Origin of the sequence: Erwinia sp. STN24, assembly GCF_041320675.1 — a bacterium.
Lineage (GTDB): Bacteria > Pseudomonadota > Gammaproteobacteria > Enterobacterales > Enterobacteriaceae > Erwinia > Erwinia aeris.
The window spans coordinates 236,467-252,827 of record NZ_JBGGPM010000004.1 but is presented as its reverse complement, the minus strand read 5'-3'; the positions used below and the strand labels follow the sequence as shown (position 1 = coordinate 252,827).

General features: G+C 56.0%; 13 protein-coding genes and 1 tRNA gene. 13 read left to right on the top strand and 1 reads right to left on the bottom strand.

The genetic code is table 11. The features are described 5' to 3' along the window. Window positions 1-641 precede the first annotated feature (641 nt). Together ACA373_RS15840 and ACA373_RS15835 are read left to right on the top strand one after the other, a co-directional pair. Window positions 642-878, top strand: coding sequence for a hypothetical protein (locus ACA373_RS15840; protein ID WP_370734795.1), 237 nt, complete (start codon window positions 642-644; stop codon window positions 876-878). Between the two features lie 533 nt (window positions 879-1,411). After that, window positions 1,412-1,487 (top strand) — tRNA-Gly (locus ACA373_RS15835). Between the two features lie 313 nt (window positions 1,488-1,800). Here the strand turns inward: ACA373_RS15835 and queG are convergent. Continuing rightward, the gene (gene queG, locus ACA373_RS15830) at window positions 1,801-2,940 is read right to left on the bottom strand and encodes a tRNA epoxyqueuosine(34) reductase QueG (RefSeq protein WP_253455902.1); all 1,140 of its coding nucleotides are present in this window, start codon (window positions 2,938-2,940) and stop codon (window positions 1,801-1,803) included. Here queG and nnr point away from each other — a divergent pair. From nnr to ACA373_RS15775, 11 genes are all read left to right on the top strand, one after another. Further along, window positions 2,939-4,462, top strand: a complete 1,524-nt coding sequence (gene nnr, locus ACA373_RS15825; protein ID WP_301252883.1) for a bifunctional ADP-dependent NAD(P)H-hydrate dehydratase/NAD(P)H-hydrate epimerase — start codon at window positions 2,939-2,941, stop codon at window positions 4,460-4,462. The genes queG and nnr overlap by 2 nt on opposite strands. Then, the gene (gene tsaE / locus ACA373_RS15820) at window positions 4,459-4,926 is read left to right on the top strand and encodes a tRNA (adenosine(37)-N6)-threonylcarbamoyltransferase complex ATPase subunit type 1 TsaE (RefSeq protein WP_253455898.1); all 468 of its coding nucleotides are present in this window, start codon (window positions 4,459-4,461) and stop codon (window positions 4,924-4,926) included. The genes nnr and tsaE overlap by 4 nt, the downstream gene beginning before the upstream one ends. Further along, window positions 4,923-6,554, top strand: coding sequence for an N-acetylmuramoyl-L-alanine amidase AmiB (gene amiB / locus ACA373_RS15815; protein ID WP_370734794.1), 1,632 nt, complete (start codon window positions 4,923-4,925; stop codon window positions 6,552-6,554). The genes tsaE and amiB overlap by 4 nt, the downstream gene beginning before the upstream one ends. A 13-nt stretch (window positions 6,555-6,567) precedes the next feature. Beyond that, window positions 6,568-8,523: a DNA mismatch repair endonuclease MutL gene (gene mutL, locus ACA373_RS15810; RefSeq protein ID WP_370734793.1), complete on the top strand. Its 1,956-nt coding sequence runs from the start codon at window positions 6,568-6,570 to the stop codon at window positions 8,521-8,523. Continuing rightward, window positions 8,516-9,466, top strand: coding sequence for a tRNA (adenosine(37)-N6)-dimethylallyltransferase MiaA (gene miaA / locus ACA373_RS15805; RefSeq protein WP_301730308.1), 951 nt, complete (start codon window positions 8,516-8,518; stop codon window positions 9,464-9,466). The genes mutL and miaA overlap by 8 nt, the downstream gene beginning before the upstream one ends. A gap of 100 nt (window positions 9,467-9,566) precedes the next feature. Then, window positions 9,567-9,878: an RNA chaperone Hfq gene (hfq, locus tag ACA373_RS15800; protein WP_246760812.1), complete on the top strand. Its 312-nt coding sequence runs from the start codon at window positions 9,567-9,569 to the stop codon at window positions 9,876-9,878. Between the two features lie 178 nt (window positions 9,879-10,056). Then, window positions 10,057-11,337 (top strand): ribosome rescue GTPase HflX, encoded by a 1,281-nt coding sequence (gene hflX / locus ACA373_RS15795; protein WP_370734792.1) that lies wholly within the window; start codon window positions 10,057-10,059, stop codon window positions 11,335-11,337. 62 nt (window positions 11,338-11,399) lie between these two features. Next, complete coding sequence (hflK, locus tag ACA373_RS15790; RefSeq protein ID WP_125290307.1) at window positions 11,400-12,632, top strand: FtsH protease activity modulator HflK; 1,233 nt, start codon at window positions 11,400-11,402, stop codon at window positions 12,630-12,632. Between the two features lie 2 nt (window positions 12,633-12,634). Next, entirely contained in the window at window positions 12,635-13,639 is a 1,005-nt protein-coding gene (hflC, locus tag ACA373_RS15785) for a protease modulator HflC (protein WP_253455887.1), read from the top strand. 467 nt (window positions 13,640-14,106) lie between these two features. Then, a complete protein-coding gene (locus ACA373_RS15780; RefSeq protein ID WP_301252891.1) occupies window positions 14,107-15,129 on the top strand; it encodes a glycosyltransferase family protein in 1,023 nt (340 codons plus the stop codon). Next, window positions 15,129-16,334 carry a glycosyltransferase family 4 protein gene (locus tag ACA373_RS15775; RefSeq protein WP_370734791.1) on the top strand — a complete coding sequence of 402 codons (1,206 nt, stop codon included), beginning with the start codon at window positions 15,129-15,131 and terminating at the stop codon, window positions 16,332-16,334. Before ACA373_RS15780 ends, ACA373_RS15775 begins: the two co-directional genes overlap by 1 nt. Window positions 16,335-16,361: the final 27 nt, after the last annotated feature.

The window sequence follows — 16,361 nt, the reverse complement described above, 5'->3', positions numbered from 1 at the left end:
AAATAAAGTCGACGGCGCAGGGATGCTTTAACACCTTTTAATTATCAATTCTTACCGTAAACGCCAGAACGCGTATCTTTGTCAATGCTTTTATCCTTTGCAATAACAAAGAAATGTCATAAGTAAGTGTGCGGCCAACTTCCCCTGTATTCAATCTTTTTTTTACTGGTCGGATGAATCACTTTAGCCGTAAATTAAATAGCCGGGTAAATTATATATGATGAAGATATTAATAACTTTTAACATAGCCTGGTGTCAGGCTGGAAAAAGTGAGATCCAGCGTATCTGCTTGTATGGGAACATAAAAAAGGCAGGCAGGGGGCCACAAATGTAACCGAGGGCAGGTAATAGTTGGACGACCCTTAATTAAGACAGGAGAAAATAACAGGCTAAGCGAAAAATAAAAGGAATCAGATATAATTGGCTAATATTTAATGATTTTTTTAAGGAAGAACGGGATGGTTAGCGAGGTAATGAATTGTTTTTTTAGAAGTTTCAGACTGCTCACAAGCCGATGGTTTACTTTATTCAGGTGATAACGTGATGATCGAGCGAACATTAGCCTTGAGTGTTTAACTATAAAGCAACATTTTAATGGGTTTTGCGGTTAGTGGTTCATAACCTCTCTGCTTGTGCTGAGAATGTTGACATTAATTTTAGGGGGTGGCTTACTTTCGTTCAGGATATGCCTGTTGCCGTTAAAATGGAAAAGGGAAACATCAGCCGGCCTTGCGCTCAGTACTCAGCATGGGCAGCCTGCGGTTCCTGTAACACGCAGAGAGTACGAAGGAGAAATTGCTGGCATGGGCTATAAAGGCATTTCAGTGGATAACTGTCATCAAACCCTTCCTGATAATATTTTTTATAAAGAGTTTTAAAGTAATAAAATTAATGGAGGCGTCACTGCTGGAAATACGGATAAGAACAGGTTATCGAAGGTTATCTATGAGAGGTGCTAATGACCAGCTGTGGAGCAGGTCAGGATAATGGCGAGGGCTGCCCCTAAACAGCAGGCTTTGTTAAATCAGCTAACGGTTCGCCTGTTCAGGATGACCGGTAGGGTTTAAGAGCAGGCAGCAGCCCGGCAGGGAACGCCAACAAGGGAAACGAGCCGAAGTGATGAAACAACATAGTAAGAAGGGGAAGGGCCTCTCCATGAGGTATAAACGCGCAGCCCGAGGGTTTACTCTGCATTCGAGGAGCGTTTATCACCCTGTCTGTCAGCCTACGCATAGATGCGTAGCAAGGCGACGATCGCCAGCAACAATTAGCCGCAGACAGCAGAAAAAAGCTTGTTTTTGCTCAATGATACGTTCATAATCGCACCCGTTCGACCATAAGAGAATAACAATTCTTTTAAAATCAACAAGTTAACAATTTTAACGCGGTTAACTCTTAGTATTATCTCTTTGCGGGAATAGCTCAGTTGGTAGAGCACGACCTTGCCAAGGTCGGGGTCGCGAGTTCGAGTCTCGTTTCCCGCTCCAGAACATTCATCATTATCATTTCTGATCGAGTTATCCACAGCCCTTTAGCGGCTGGGTTTCGCTTTTTTCAGCCTGTACAGAATAACCTTCAACAGAGTTATCCACAGGTTGCGATCTACCCCTGCCTGCTATTCAGGAATAAAAGACGTTACGCACATTTTTTATCTTTTTGATTTATAAAGAAAAATTAATATTTCAAAATGTTATAGAGATCGCTTGCGCTTTCTGTGGCAGTTGAATGACAACGGCTTTTTATTTTTATGCACAGCGTGTGGAAAAGTGGCTTAACGACGCAGGCAGCCTACGTGGTTATTTATGCGTCGCGCGGCAATCCTTTTTCTATGACGCGCACCAGCCGCTTTTGCTGGCCGCTCTGCACCTCAATCGCGTTTTCCGCTCGCCTTGCCAGCTGACGGGTCAGCGCCCAGGTAATATGCTCGTCCAGCATCGGATTTTCTCCCTGACGGTTTTGTAAGGCCGCCACGTTTTCCTCTGACCAGGGCGCATTGCCCAGCGCTACCGCGACGTTGCGCAACCAGCGAAGATGACCGATACGTCTGATCGCCGATCCTTCCGTCACGCGTAAAAAGGTCGCCTCGTCCCAGGCAAACAGGTCGGTTAAGGGCGGCGCATGAAGCACGGCGCGCGGGCTGAAATCATCCTCATCCGTTAGCTGACCGTAGCGATTCCAGGGGCAGATTAGCTGACAGTCGTCACAACCGTAAATGCGATTGCCGATAAGCGGCCGGAACTCTTCCGGAATGGTGCCTTCCAGTTCAATGGTCAGATAGGAGATACAGCGCCTGGCATCCACGACGTAAGGCTCGACTATCGCGCCGGTCGGGCAGGTGGTCAGGCAGGCGACGCAGCGGCCGCACTGCTCCTGCTGCGGTGAATCGACCGGTAAAGGCAGGTTGATCAGCAGTTCGCCAAGAAAAAACCACGAGCCGGCTTCCCGGTTCAGGATCAGAGAATGTTTGCCCGTCCAGCCCAGCCCCGCTTTGGCCGCCAGCGGTCTTTCCAGCACCGGGGCCGAGTCGACAAAAGGCCGAAACTCAGCCTCTTCGCAGCGCTCACGGATACGATCGCCGAGCTTTTTCAGGCGATTGCGCAATACTTTGTGGTAATCACGTCCCAGCGCATAGCGGCTAACGTAGCCAAGCTGCGGATTTTTTAGGGTGCTGGCGAACGCCGCCTTAGCGGGCAGATAATTCATGCGCACGCTGATAACCCGCAGCGTGCCGGGCTGTAGCTCATGAGGGCGGGCGCGCATCATACCGTGACGCGCCATCCAGTCCATTTCGCCATGATATTGCTTGTCTAACCAGGCCTGCAGGCGCGGCTCTTCCAGACTAAGATCGGTATCGCAGATACCGACCTGCTGAAAGCCGAGTTCCAGCCCCCACTGTTTAATTTCCAGGGCGAATTGAGAAAGATCGAGAGGATGCGACATGACTAACCTGAACCAGCTAAATAACCCGACCAGTTTACCCTATTCTGTCTGGCCTGTAGAGGCGATTGCGCAACTTGAGCGCGAGGGCGCGGACGCATTGGGGATCACGCTGTTTGAGCTGATGCAGCGGGCGGGCGAAGCGACATTCCGCCACGTTCAGGCCCTGTACCCGGAGAAGAAACGCTGGCTGATCCTGTGCGGCCATGGCAATAACGGCGGCGACGGTTTTATTGCGGCTCGCCTGGCGCTATCGGCAGGGAAGGAGGTGACGGTCATTGCCTGCGAAGGATCGAAGGCGCTGCCGGAAGAAGCGACACAGGCGCGCGACGCGTGGCTGGCGGCAGGCGGGGAAATCCATGCAGCGGACACGCCCTGGCCTGAACAAAGCGATATTATTATCGATGCGCTACTGGGCACCGGGCTGAACCGCGCCCCTGGCGACCAATACGCCCGGCTGATTGAGAAAGCGAATGCGGCCAGCGCGCCGGTATTTGCCGTAGATATACCCTCCGGGTTAGTGGCTGCTAACGGGACCACTCCCGGCGCAGTTATTAACGCCGCCCATACGCTAACGTTTATCGCGCTTAAGCCGGGTCTGCTGACCGGTAAAGCACGGGATTGCGTCGGTCAGCTACATTTCCATGCCCTTGGGCTGGATGCCTGGCTGGCAGGGCAAACTGCACCGATGGCGCGCTACGATGCTTCCGTGCTGACGCGCTGGCTGCCGCCGCGTAAGCCCACTTCTCATAAGGGCGACCATGGCAAGCTGGTGATAATCGGTGGCGATCAGGGAACGGCTGGCGCCATCCGGATGACGGGCGAAGCCGCGTTGCGCGCCGGAGCAGGCTTAGTGCGAGTACTTACTCACAAAGATAATGTCTCACCGTTGTTAACGGCGCGGCCCGAGCTAATGGTACAGACGCTAAGCGATCGGGCGCTTGATGAGGCGCTGGAATGGGCCGACGTCATTGTGATTGGCCCGGGGCTGGGGCAGCGTGACTGGGGTAAAGATGCCCTGGAAAAAGTAAAAAAATCGTCTAAACCGATGCTTTGGGATGCTGACGCGCTTAACCTGCTGGCAATCGCTGGCGATAAACGTCAAAATCGAGTCATTACGCCGCATCCGGGCGAAGCGGCCCGTCTGCTTAATGTAAAAACCAGCGAAATAGAGAGTGACCGCTTACTTGCCGCTCGCAGCCTGGCTAAACGCTACGGCGGCGTGGTGGTCCTGAAAGGGGCCGGCACGCTGATTGCCAGTGAAGCGGGCGAGATGGCGATTGCCGATGTCGGTAACGCCGGTATGGCGACCGGCGGCATGGGCGACGTGCTTTCCGGCATTATCGGCAGTTTGTCAGGCCAGAAGCTCTCGCTGTATGAAGCGGCCTGCGCAGGCTGCGTGGCCCACGGCGCTGCGGCGGAAGCCGTATCGCAACGTCTGGGCACGCGCGGGATGCTGGCGACCGATCTGTTTTCCGAGCTGTACCTGTTTGTTAACCCAGAGATCCTGAACAGAAAAGAATGAAGACCGCTATCGCATTGTCCGACGAGGCTGCCACTCTCGCACTGGGAGCCAGCCTGGCCCGCGCCTGTCACAGCGCGGCAACACTCTATTTGTATGGCGATTTGGGCGCGGGGAAAACCACGTTCAGTCGCGGTTTCTTACAGGCGCTGGGCCACCAGGGCAACGTGAAAAGCCCGACCTATACGCTGGTAGAGCCTTACGTTCTGCCGGATCGTCGCATTTATCATTTCGACCTCTACCGGCTGGCCGACCCTGAAGAGCTGGAATTCATGGGGATCCGCGACTATTTCGGCGGCGACAGCCTTTGCCTGGTCGAATGGCCGCAGCAGGGTGCGGGCTTTCTTCCGCCGCCGGATATTGAACTGCGTCTCAGTTATCAGGGCGAAGCCCGTCAGGCAGAGCTTGAGGCCTGCTCGGCAGAGGGCGAGGCGATCCTGGCCCGCATGGAGAAAGACGGACAATGATCAAGCTGGGACTGCTGCTGGCTGCTTTACTGAGTACGTTTTCCACTCTGGCCGCTAATTTATCGGATATACAGGTTTCAAACGGCAACGACAGGGCCTCGATCACGCTGAGCTTCGGTGGTCAACCGGTGTATGGCTTCTTTCCGCTGCACAATCCGGAACGGGTGGTGCTGGATATTCGCCAGAGCGGCGTGATCAAAGGCCTGCCGTTGACGTTCAGCGGCGATAATATGGTGAAGCGTATTCGCGCCAGCACGCCAAAGGATAAGCAGAGCATCCGGCTGGTGTTCGAGCTGACGCAGCCGGGAAAAACGCGCGCCGTGACCCAGCGTAACGGCAGCACCTATAACGTGGTTTTCACCATCAACGGCACGCGTCCGGCTCCGCGATCTGCCGCCGTCAGCAGCGTTTCGCGGCCCGTTCCGGCAGACAATCCGTTTAAGGGCAACGCCGTTACGGCGGTCAGCAACGGCAACGAAGTCGCGGTGCCGGGCAGAACGGTGCGTGCCGTTGACGAAGCTATCATCGTGGCGATAGATGCCGGACATGGCGGCCAGGATCCGGGCGCTATCGGCGCGAACGGGCTGAAAGAGAAGAACGTGACTATCGCCATAGCACGCAAATTAAAAGCGTTGCTGAATGCCGATCCTATGTTTAAAGGCGTGATGACCCGCGACGGCGACTATTTTATCTCCGTGATGGGCCGCTCGGACGTGGCGCGCAAGCAGAACGCTAATCTGCTGGTGTCTGTCCATGCCGATGCCGCGCCGAACCGTAGCGCGTCCGGCGCGTCCGTCTGGGTACTCTCTAACCGCCGTGCCAACAGCGAAATGGCGGGATGGCTGGAGCAGCACGAGAAACAGTCGGAGCTGCTGGGCGGCGCGGGCGATCTATTGGCTAACAGCCAGGCCGATCCCTATCTCAGCCAGGCGGTGCTCGATTTGCAGTTCGGCCACTCGCAGCGCGTTGGCTATGACGTAGCGGTTAAGGTTATCGCCCAGCTACAGCGCGTTGGCTCGCTGCACAAACGACGCCCGGAACACGCCAGCCTGGGGGTATTACGCTCGCCGGATATCCCTTCGCTGCTGGTGGAAACCGGCTTTATCAGTAACCCTTCGGAGGAGCGACTGCTCGGCAGTAGCGCTTACCAGCAGAAGATTGCCGAGTCGATTTATAAAGGCCTGCGCAACTACTTCCTGGCGCACCCGCTGCAATCCATCCCAAAGGAGGAAAACCGACCGTTGCAGTCCGCAACGGCGGTTGATGTTCAGCCTAATCCCGCCCCGGTCAGCACGCGCTATGCCGGTGCGGTAACGCGCCACGTGGTGAAAAGAGGCGAGACGCTTTCCGGGATTGCCGACCACTACGGCGTCAGCATGGCGATGCTGCGTTCGATGAATACGTTGAAGAAGGATGTCGTTTGGGTCGGCCAGCGGCTGAAAGTGCCGGCTTCCGGCGCGCAGAGCGTGAGCGCCAGCCGGCCGCAGCGGCATAAAGTGGTGCGCGGTGACTCGCTGACCGCCATTGCCGCACACTATGGCGTCAGCCCGAAAGCGATACAGCAGGCGAATAATATGAAATCGCAAAATGTTATGCTGGGGCAGACGTTAACTATTCCAACCTCGTAAACAAGGATCTTTTATGCCGATTCAGGTACTGCCGCCACAGCTTGCCAACCAGATTGCCGCAGGTGAAGTGGTAGAGCGTCCGGCGTCGGTGGTGAAAGAACTGGTCGAAAACAGCCTGGACGCTGGCGCGACAAGAATAGATATCGAGATCGATAAAGGCGGCGCCAAACTGATCCGTATCCGCGATAACGGCTGCGGCATCAGCAAAGCCGAGCTGGCGATGGCGCTGGCCCGCCACGCCACCAGTAAAATCACCACGCTTGACGATCTGGAAGCCATTATGAGCCTCGGCTTTCGGGGCGAAGCGCTGGCCAGTATCAGTTCCGTTTCGCGCCTGACGCTGACCTCGCGTATGGCTGAACAGGCGGAAGCCTGGCAGGCCTACGCGGAAGGGCGAGAGATGGACGTGACCATCAAGCCTGCGGCGCATCCGGTCGGCACCACGCTTGAAGTGCTGGACCTCTTCTATAATACGCCCGCCCGCCGGAAATTTATGCGCACGGAGAAAACCGAATTCACCCATATCGACGAGGTGATCCGGCGTATTGCGCTGGCAAGGTTCGACGTGGCGTTTTCGCTGACCCATAACGGCAAGCTTATCCGCCAGTATCGCGCCGTCAGCGACAGCAAGCAGCGTGAACGCCGCCTGGGCGCAATCTGCGGAACTGCTTTTCTCAGCCATGCGCTGGCTATCGAATGGCAGCACGGCGATCTCGTGCTACAGGGTTGGGTCGCAGATCCGATCGGCGCTCGCGCCGTTACCGATCTGCAATATTGCTATGTTAACGGCCGCATGATGCGCGATCGCCTGATCAATCATGCTATCCGCCAGGCCTATCAGGATAAGCTGGGCGACCATCAGCCTGCCTATGTGCTTTACCTGACCATCGATCCGCATCAGGTAGATGTCAACGTGCATCCTGCCAAGCATGAAGTGCGTTTCCATCAGTCGCGGCTGGTGCATGACTTTATCTATCAGGGCGTGATCAGCGTGCTGCAGGAAGCCGGGGCGGAAACGCTGCCGGGCGTGTCTGCTCAAGCGCCGACCGAGCGCTGGCAGCCAGAGAACCGACAGGCGGCGGGCGGCAACCATTTTTCCGCGCCTGCACCGGCCAGAAACGCTGGCAGTAACGGTGGAGGTAGCGGTGGAGGTAATGGCGGCGGCAACGGCGGAAGTAATGGTGGAGGTAATGCTGGCGGCCACGGCGGAAGTAACGGCGGAGGCAACAGCGGCGGGAAAGCCGCGGCAGGCTGGCAACATCAGGAGCCGGGCTACCAGAAAAAAGAGGGCGCGCTCTATCGCCAGCTGCTGCAAACGCCTGAATTGCCCGCCGCGCGCGAGGCGTCGTCGCGTCCGGTTGAGCCAAAAAGCGCACGCGCGCAGCCTGAACCCGAGCCAACGCTCAGCGGTCACAGCGAAAGCTTTGGCCGCGTGCTGACCGTGCTGCATAACGACTTTGCGCTGGTGGAATCTCGCGAGCGCCTGGCTCTGATTTCGCTGCCGGTGGCGGAGCGCTGGCTGAAGCAGGCGCAGCTGGAGCCTGGCGAAGAAGGGTTAAAACCGCAGCCGCTGCTGATCCCGGTCAGGATAAAAATGGCGAAGCCGGAGCGCGAAGCTGCCAGTCGTTTAGCGTCGTTATTGCAGCAAATGGGCATAGAGCTGGAAGCGGACGGGCAGCACATCACGCTGCGCGCCGTACCTTTACCATTGCGCCAACAAAATTTACAAATCTTGATTCCAGAACTGTTAGGCTACCTTGCTCAACAGCCGGAGATTGCGGTCAGGCAGGTGGCGCAATGGTTAGCGCGGCACGCTGTGACCGAGCGTCCGCACTGGAATCACTCGCAGGCGATTGCGCTGCTGGCAGAGGTCGAAAGACTTTGCCCGCAGCTGATTAAATCGCCGCCATCCGGACTACTACAGTATGTTGATACTGAACTGGCGATGAATGCCCTGAAGCATGAGTGACTTATCTACGGCTGGCCGGCCTAAGGCTATATTTTTGATGGGGCCTACGGCCTCCGGCAAGACGGCGCTGGCGATAGCCTTGCGCCAGCAGCTGCCGGTTGAGCTGATTAGCGTCGATTCCGCCCTGATTTATCGCGGTATGGATATCGGCACCGCCAAGCCCTCGGCAGAGGAGCTGCGGCTGGCGCCCCATCGTTTACTGGATATTCGCGATCCTGCTGAAACGTACTCGGCGGCGGAGTTCCGCCGCGATGCGCTGGCGGAAATGGCAGAGATTACCCGAAGCGGGCGTATCCCGCTGCTTGTTGGTGGTACCATGCTCTACTACAAGGCGCTGCTGGAAGGATTATCGCCGTTGCCCCCGGCCGATCCTGAAGTACGCCAGCGTATAGAGCAAAGGGCGAGTGAAGAGGGATGGGAAGCGCTTCACCGTCAGTTATGTGAAATAGATCCCATTGCTGGAAATCGTATTCATCCGAATGATCCCCAGAGACTCTCGCGAGCACTGGAAGTTTTTTTTATTTCAGGTAAAACTTTAACAGAACTGACGAAAACCGCAGGTGAAGCGTTGCCGTACGAGGTGGTGCAGTTCGCCATCGCTCCTCGTGAGCGGGAAACCATCCATCAGCGTATCGCGCTGCGTTTTCAGCAAATGTTAGCGTCAGGATTTGAAGCGGAGGCTCGGGCACTTTTTGCACGAGGTGATTTGCATACGGACATGCCTTCCATTCGTTGTGTGGGTTATCGCCAGATGTGGTCATTTTTGCAGGGCGAGATCGATTACGATGAAATGGTTTATCGGGGAATTTGCGCAACACGGCAATTAGCCAAGCGCCAGATAACCTGGCTGCGCGGCTGGAAGGATGTTCACTGGCTGGATAGCGAACAACCTGAGGCGGCGCTGGCAGAGGTATTACAGGTTCTTAGTGCGAAGGCTGGGTGATTGTGTACAATTGGTGCGTTATCGTGCGCAAATTTTTACGCAGTATTTCAGAGCGCAAGCTCTTAAGTAGTAAACAACAAGCATATAAGGAAAAGATAGAATGGCTAAGGGGCAATCATTGCAAGATCCGTTCTTGAACGCACTGCGTCGCGAACGTGTTCCGGTTTCGATTTATTTGGTGAATGGTATTAAACTGCAGGGTCAGATTGAATCATTTGACCAATTTGTAATTTTACTGAAAAACACGGTTAGCCAGATGGTTTATAAACATGCCATTTCTACCGTTGTTCCGTCCCGTCCGGTCTCCCATCATAGCAACAACGCGGGTGGCGGAAGCAGCAACTATCATCACGGTGGCAGTAATCAGGGAGCATCATCGCAGCCCCAGCAGGAAAGTGACGACGCAGAGTAATCGCTCTTCTTTCAGGACGGGCCGGCTCGCCCGTCCTGGCAATGTCCCTGACTCGCGCCTCTTCTCAGGAAAAGGCGAACGGGCGTCGCTAGTTAGCGCAAATGTGCATTTTGCCTCTGATCCCAGGCAGTATGGCCATCGTAAAGCAGGTTCAACAAGGTTCTGAGAGGTTTTAAGTTTGTTTGACCGTTATGATGCCGGTGAGCAGGCCGTACTGGTACACATCTATTTCTCCCAAGACAGAGATATGGAAGATTTACAGGAGTTCGAAACTCTTGTCTCTTCCGCTGGTGTCGAAGCACTACGCGTAATTACCGGAAGCCGCAAGGCGCCACATCCAAAATATTTTGTTGGTGAAGGTAAAGCCACAGAAATAGCCGAGGCGGTTAAAGCCAGCGGCGCTTCTGTCGTGCTCTTCGATCACGCCCTTAGTCCGGCTCAGGAGCGCAACCTTGAAGCGTTGTGCCAGTGCCGCGTAATCGACCGCACCGGCCTGATCCTGGATATCTTCGCGCAGCGTGCGCGTACCCACGAAGGTAAACTTCAGGTCGAGCTGGCTCAGCTACGCCATCTCGCCACGCGTCTGGTACGCGGCTGGACCCACCTGGAACGCCAGAAAGGCGGTATCGGCCTGCGCGGCCCGGGTGAAACACAGCTGGAAACCGACCGTCGTCTGTTGCGCAACCGCATCACGCTTATCCTTTCCCGGCTTGAGAAAGTAGAGAAGCAGCGCGATCAGGGACGTGAGGCGCGCAACAAGGCCGATGTGCCTACGCTCTCGCTGGTCGGCTATACCAACGCCGGAAAATCCACCCTTTTTAACCGCATTACTTCTGCCGAGGTCTATGTCGCCAACCAGCTGTTTGCGACCCTGGATCCCACGCTGCGTCGTCTGGACGTGGCGGACGTAGGCGAAGTGGTGCTGGCGGATACCGTTGGCTTTATCCGTCACCTGCCGCACGATCTGGTCGCCGCTTTTAAAGCGACGCTGCAGGAAACACGGCAGGCCACGCTGCTGCTGCACGTTATCGACGCCGCCGATCTGCGCGTGGATGAGAATATTGAAGCCGTAGAAGAAGTGCTGGAAGAGATCGAAGCAAACGACATTCCGACGCTACAGGTGATGAATAAGATTGATGCGCTGGAAGATTTTATCCCCAGGATCGATCGCAATGATGAAAACCTGCCGGTTCGCGTCTGGGTTTCCGCGCAAACGGGCGAAGGCATTCCGCTGCTGTTTCAGGCGCTGACCGAGCGGCTGGCAGGCGAAATAGCCCAATACGATTTACGCCTGCCGCCGGAAGCGGGGCGGCTGCGCAGCCGCTTTTATCAGCTGCAGGCGATAGAAAAAGAGTGGAATGAAGATGACGGCAGCGTAGGGTTACAGATACGCATGCCCATCGTTGACTGGCGCCGCCTGTGTAAACAGGAACCGGAGCTGGTGGATTACATTGTTTGACGCCCGACTCGCGTATCCCGGCTCTGGGATAACACCGCATACACAATAAATGGAGCAGAAACATGGCGTGGAATCAGCCCGGGAATAACGGACAGGACCGCGACCCGTGGGGGAGCAGCAATAATCAAGGCGGCAACCCCGGGGGAAACAAAGGAGGGCGCGATAAAGGGCCTCCTGATTTGGATGATATTTTCCGCAAGTTAAGCAAAAAGCTTGGCGGTTTCGGCGGTGGTAAAAACGACGGCGGCCAGCAGGCGCCGGGACGCGGCGGTCGCCTGATCGGCATCGTTGCCGTTGCTGCGGTAGTGATTTGGGCAGGCAGCGGTTTCTATACCATTAAAGAGGCGGAGCGCGGCGTGGTAACACGTTTTGGCAAGTTCAGCCATCTGGTAGAGCCGGGCCTGAACTGGAAGCCGACCTTTATCGATCAGGTTCGTGCCGTCAACGTTGAGGCGGTACGCGAACTGGCTGCATCAGGAACGATGCTGACTTCGGACGAGAACGTGGTGCGCGTGGAAATGAACGTGCAGTACCGCGTGACCAACCCGGAACGCTATCTTTTTGCCGTAACCAGCGCGGACGACAGCCTGCGCCAGGCGACGGACAGCGCGCTGCGCGGCGTAATCGGCCGCTCAACGATGGATCGCATTTTGACAGAAGGTCGTACCGTCGTGCGTAGCGATACCCAGCGCGAGCTGGAAGAGACGATCCGTCCTTACGATATGGGCATTACGCTGCTGGACGTCAACTTCCAGGCCGCTCGTCCGCCGGAAGAGGTGAAAGCCGCCTTTGACGATGCCATTGCCGCGCGTGAAAACCGCGAGCAGTACGTTCGTGAAGCGGAAGCCTACGCCAACGAAGTCCAGCCGCGCGCCAACGGCCAGGCTCAGCGTATTCTGGAAGAAGCACGCGCTTATAAAACGCGTACCGTGCTGGAAGCGCAGGGTGAAGTGGCACGCTTCGCCAAGCTGCTGCCGGAATATAAAGCCGCGCCGGAGATTACCCGCGAGCGTCTCTATATTGAAACCATGGAGCGCGTACTGAGCCACACCCGTAAGGTGCTGGTTAACGATAAGGGCAACAACCTGATGGTACTGCCGCTGGATCAGCTGATGCGCGGCCAGAGCGCCCCAGCGTCAGCGGGGCAGAACAATAACAGCCTGCTCCATCTGCCGGCAGCCTCGGGCAGCAATGAACGCGCCAGCAACGGCTCGTCGTTCAGCCCGGACAGCATTATGGATCAGCGTCGGGTTAATGCTCAGCGTAACGACACCCAGCGCGAAGGGAGAGATTAAGGATGCGTAAGCCATTAATCGTGGTATTAATTGTGGTGCTGGTGGTGCTTTACGCATCGCTGTTTGTGGTGCAGGAAGGCCAGCGCGGCATCGTTATGCGCTTTGGCAAAGTACTGCGCGACGATGAAAATAAACCGCTGGTCTATGCGCCGGGCCTGCACTTCAAGATCCCTTTCCTGGAATCCGTGAAGTCGCTGGACGCGCGCCTGCAGACGATGGATAACCAGGCCGATCGCTTCGTCACCAAAGAGAAGAAAGATCTGATCGTGGATTCCTATATCAAATGGCGCATCAGCGATTTCAGCCGCTACTATCTGGCTACCGGCGGCGGCGACGTTTCGCAGGCGGAAGTGCTGCTGAAACGTAAATTCAGCGACCGTCTGCGTTCTGAGATTGGTCGTCTGGACGTTAAAGATATCGTTACCGACTCGCGTGGACGGTTGACTACCGACGTGCGTGACGCCCTGAACACCGGCAGCGCAGGCCAGGATGACGAGATCGCCACGCCAGCGGCCGATGATGCTATCGCTTCCGCTGCGGCGCGCGTAGAGCGCGAAACCAGCAGCAAAGAGCCAGCGGTGAATCCGAACAGTATGGCGGCATTGGGCATTCAGGTCGTTGACGTGCGTATCAAGCAGATCAACCTGCCGACCGAGGTGTCTGACGCTATCTACAATCGTATGCGCGCCGAGCGTGAAGCGGTTGCTCGTAGCCAGCGTTCACAGGGTCAGGAAGAGGCAGAGAAACTGCGTGCGGGCGCTGACTATGAGGTCACGCGCACCCTGGCCGAAGCGCAGCGTACCGCGCTGATGACGCGCGGTGAAGGGGATGCCGAAGCGGCGAAACTCTTTGCCGACGCCTTCAGTCAGGATCCGGATTTTTATGCCTTTATCCGTAGCCTGCGCGCCTACGACAGCAGCTTCAACAGCAATCAGGACGTAATGGTACTGAGCCCGGACAGCGACTTCTTCCGCTTTATGCAGTCGCCTTCCAAAGCGACTCGCTAAGCGTCTTCACACTCAGGCCGGGGATCCTCCCCGGCTTTTTTATTTCTCGCCGCAAGCGTGATGCATTTGTTAATTAATTATTAATTAATATTCGCGCAAAAATGTGATTATTCCGCTTTTTCCCCCTTGCCGTTGACGGCCTGCCGCGCTTTGTGTAGCCTTTTTTTACGCTTATTTTATTAAATGATTAATGGCTGCAAATATTTAACCATGATAAGCGTTTGCCGTTTTTAAATAAGCCGGGAGTTTTACGGGTGAAATAACCGGGCGGCCATCTTAAAATAGCGTTAATAACAGGATGAATGGAAATGGATCCTTCCAGAAATCCCCGCTGTGTCTTTTATTCACATGATACAATGGGATTCGGCCATATACGCCGAAATATGTTGCTCAGTCAGTCAATAACAGCAGCCTGCCCTGATGCTGAGATATTGCTTATTTCAGGCGTGCGTGCAGCCGGTGCCTTTATGCTGCCGCCCGGCGCAGACAGCCTTATCCTGCCTTCCTGGCAGAAGACCGTAGAGGGAAAGTATCGCCCCCGCGCGTTGGGCAAAAAGGTTCAGCCGCTGGTCAGGCTTCGCTCGCAAATTATTTACGCGGCTATCAACGCTTTCTCACCGGATATTATGATTGTGGATAACGTGCCGCGCGGCGCCATGCGCGAGCTGGATCTCAGTCTGCCGCTGCTGGCCGCTAAAAAAACGCATCTGATATTAGGCCTGCGCGATATTATTGACGACCCCGAAGCGGTGAAAAAACAGTGGCATAAGCAAGAAAACAGTGCGGCGCTCAGGAAATTTTATTCATCGATTTGGGTTTACGGCGACAGGGCGCTTTACGATTTGGCTCGCGAATATCACTTTGACGCCGCGACCAAAAATAAGATGATTTTTACCGGCTATCTGGACGCGACGCGCCGCATTCAAAGCTTTGGTGATGATGAGGCTGCGCCTGTCGCCCGGCCTTATGCGCTGTGCGTCGTGGGCGGCGGGCAGGATGGCTTTCGCCTGGCGGAAAGCTTCGTCAGCACCGTATTGCCCAACGGGATGCACGGCGTATTAGTGACCGGAACGATGATGCCCGAGCCGCAGCGGCTACGGCTAAAAAAACTGGCCGTAGGGTTTCCTGAAAAAACCGTGGTGGAATTCGTGGCGGAACCGCTAAAACTGCTGCGCTACGCCAGCCGCGTTATTGCGATGGGTGGATATAATACCCTGACGGAAATCCTGGCTTTTAATAAAACGGCGCTGATTGTGCCGCGCATCGCTCCCCGCCAGGAACAGTGGATCAGAGCGACGAAACTTGCCGCGCTGGGGTTGATTGACGCGCTGCATCCGGCTCATCTGACCCAGGAACGGCTGGGCGACTGGCTGAAGCAGCCGCGCCATTTTGTTAATCCGCGTGAAAAGCTTAATTTTGACGGTCTGGAAAAGGTAGCCGTCAGCGTCCGGCAAATACTCAACGGCAGGCGTATCGGGGAGTATGTCTGATGGCGTCTGAACCGCTGCGCGTGGGCTACGTGCTGAAACGCTACCCACGTTTCTCAGAAACATTTGTCGTCAGTGAAATCCTGGCGCATGAGCGTACGGGCCTCAGCCTGACGATTTTTGCGCTCGGGCCGGTGATGGAAACGCATTTTCAGCCCGATATCGGCACGGTGAAAGCGCCGGTTATTCGCCTGGCGAATAAGCAGCGTAACACCGAACTTTTCTGGAGCCTGGTAAAAGAGGCACTGGAGGTGCTGCCTGATTTTGCCGCCCGGCTGGCAGGGGAGCGGGATCACGACGTGCACGAGCTGGCGCAGGGCATAGCGCTCGCCCTGGCCGTCAGACAGCACGCACTGCGGCATCTGCATGCGCATTTTGCCACCCAGGCCGCTACCGTGGCGCGGCTTGGTGCAAAGTTCAGCAACGTAAGCTGGTCTTTTACCGCCCATGCAAAAGACATCTATTACCGCTATGACACGGATATCCGGCTGGCCCGCAAAATAGAGGATGCCAGCCATGTGATAACCGTGTCCGATTACAATCTTGCCTGGCTATGCGAGCGTTACGGCGGCGATCGGCAGAAAGTCAGCCGGCTTTATAACGGTCTGGATCTGCGCCAGTTTCCCTGGCTTTCCCCGCTCAGGCGGCAGGCCGCTATTCTGGCGGTGGGGCGGCTGGTGCCTAAAAAAGGGTTTCGGACGCTGATTGCCGCCCTGGCGCAGCTGCAGGCCAGAGCCATTCCGTTCCACTGCATGCTGATTGGCGACGGCCCGGAACGGGCGGCGCTTGAGGCGGCTGTCGCGGCCTGCGAGCTACAGGCACAGGTGACTTTTACCGGTCTGTTACCGCGCCAGCAGGTGGCGGCAGCGATGCAGGAGAGCGCCATGGTGGTTGCGCCCTGCACCATTAGCGAGGACGGCGATCGCGACGGTCTGCCAACCATTTTGGTTGAAGCGATGGCGTTGGGTACACCGGTGATTTCCACTCGCGTGGCAGGGATCCCGGAACTGGTCATTGATGGTCAAACCGGGCTGTGCGTCGACCCTGATGATGCCATCGGGCTGGCCGATGCGATAGTGATGCTGCTGAGCGGGCAGGATATGCGTGAAAAGCTGGCAAGGCAGGCGCGCAGGATGATTGTTCGCGACTACGACATCGACCGTAACATCATGGAAATGCAAAAGATATTTACTCCACAGCAGAAATAAATTCTGCGTATGAAAAAAGGATTTTCA

Bases quoted from the DNA above. Each gene is read 5' to 3' on its own strand.
- amiB (WP_370734794.1), top strand. From the start codon at position 4,923: ATGATCAAGCTGGGACTGCTGCTGGCTGCTTTACTGAGTACGTTTTCC.
- ACA373_RS15780 (WP_301252891.1), top strand. From the start codon at position 14,107: ATGCTGCCGCCCGGCGCAGACAGCCTTATCCTGCCTTCCTGGCAGAAG.
- ACA373_RS15775 (WP_370734791.1), top strand. From the start codon at position 15,129: ATGGCGTCTGAACCGCTGCGCGTGGGCTACGTGCTGAAACGCTACCCA.
- ACA373_RS15840 (WP_370734795.1), top strand. From the start codon at position 642: ATGTTGACATTAATTTTAGGGGGTGGCTTACTTTCGTTCAGGATATGC.
- hflC (WP_253455887.1), top strand. From the start codon at position 12,635: ATGCGTAAGCCATTAATCGTGGTATTAATTGTGGTGCTGGTGGTGCTT.
- nnr (WP_301252883.1), top strand. From the start codon at position 2,939: ATGACTAACCTGAACCAGCTAAATAACCCGACCAGTTTACCCTATTCT.
- hflK (WP_125290307.1), top strand. From the start codon at position 11,400: ATGGCGTGGAATCAGCCCGGGAATAACGGACAGGACCGCGACCCGTGG.
- hfq (WP_246760812.1), top strand. From the start codon at position 9,567: ATGGCTAAGGGGCAATCATTGCAAGATCCGTTCTTGAACGCACTGCGT.
- miaA (WP_301730308.1), top strand. From the start codon at position 8,516: ATGAGTGACTTATCTACGGCTGGCCGGCCTAAGGCTATATTTTTGATG.
- mutL (WP_370734793.1), top strand. From the start codon at position 6,568: ATGCCGATTCAGGTACTGCCGCCACAGCTTGCCAACCAGATTGCCGCA.
- tsaE (WP_253455898.1), top strand. From the start codon at position 4,459: ATGAAGACCGCTATCGCATTGTCCGACGAGGCTGCCACTCTCGCACTG.
- queG (WP_253455902.1), bottom strand. From the start codon at position 2,940: ATGTCGCATCCTCTCGATCTTTCTCAATTCGCCCTGGAAATTAAACAG.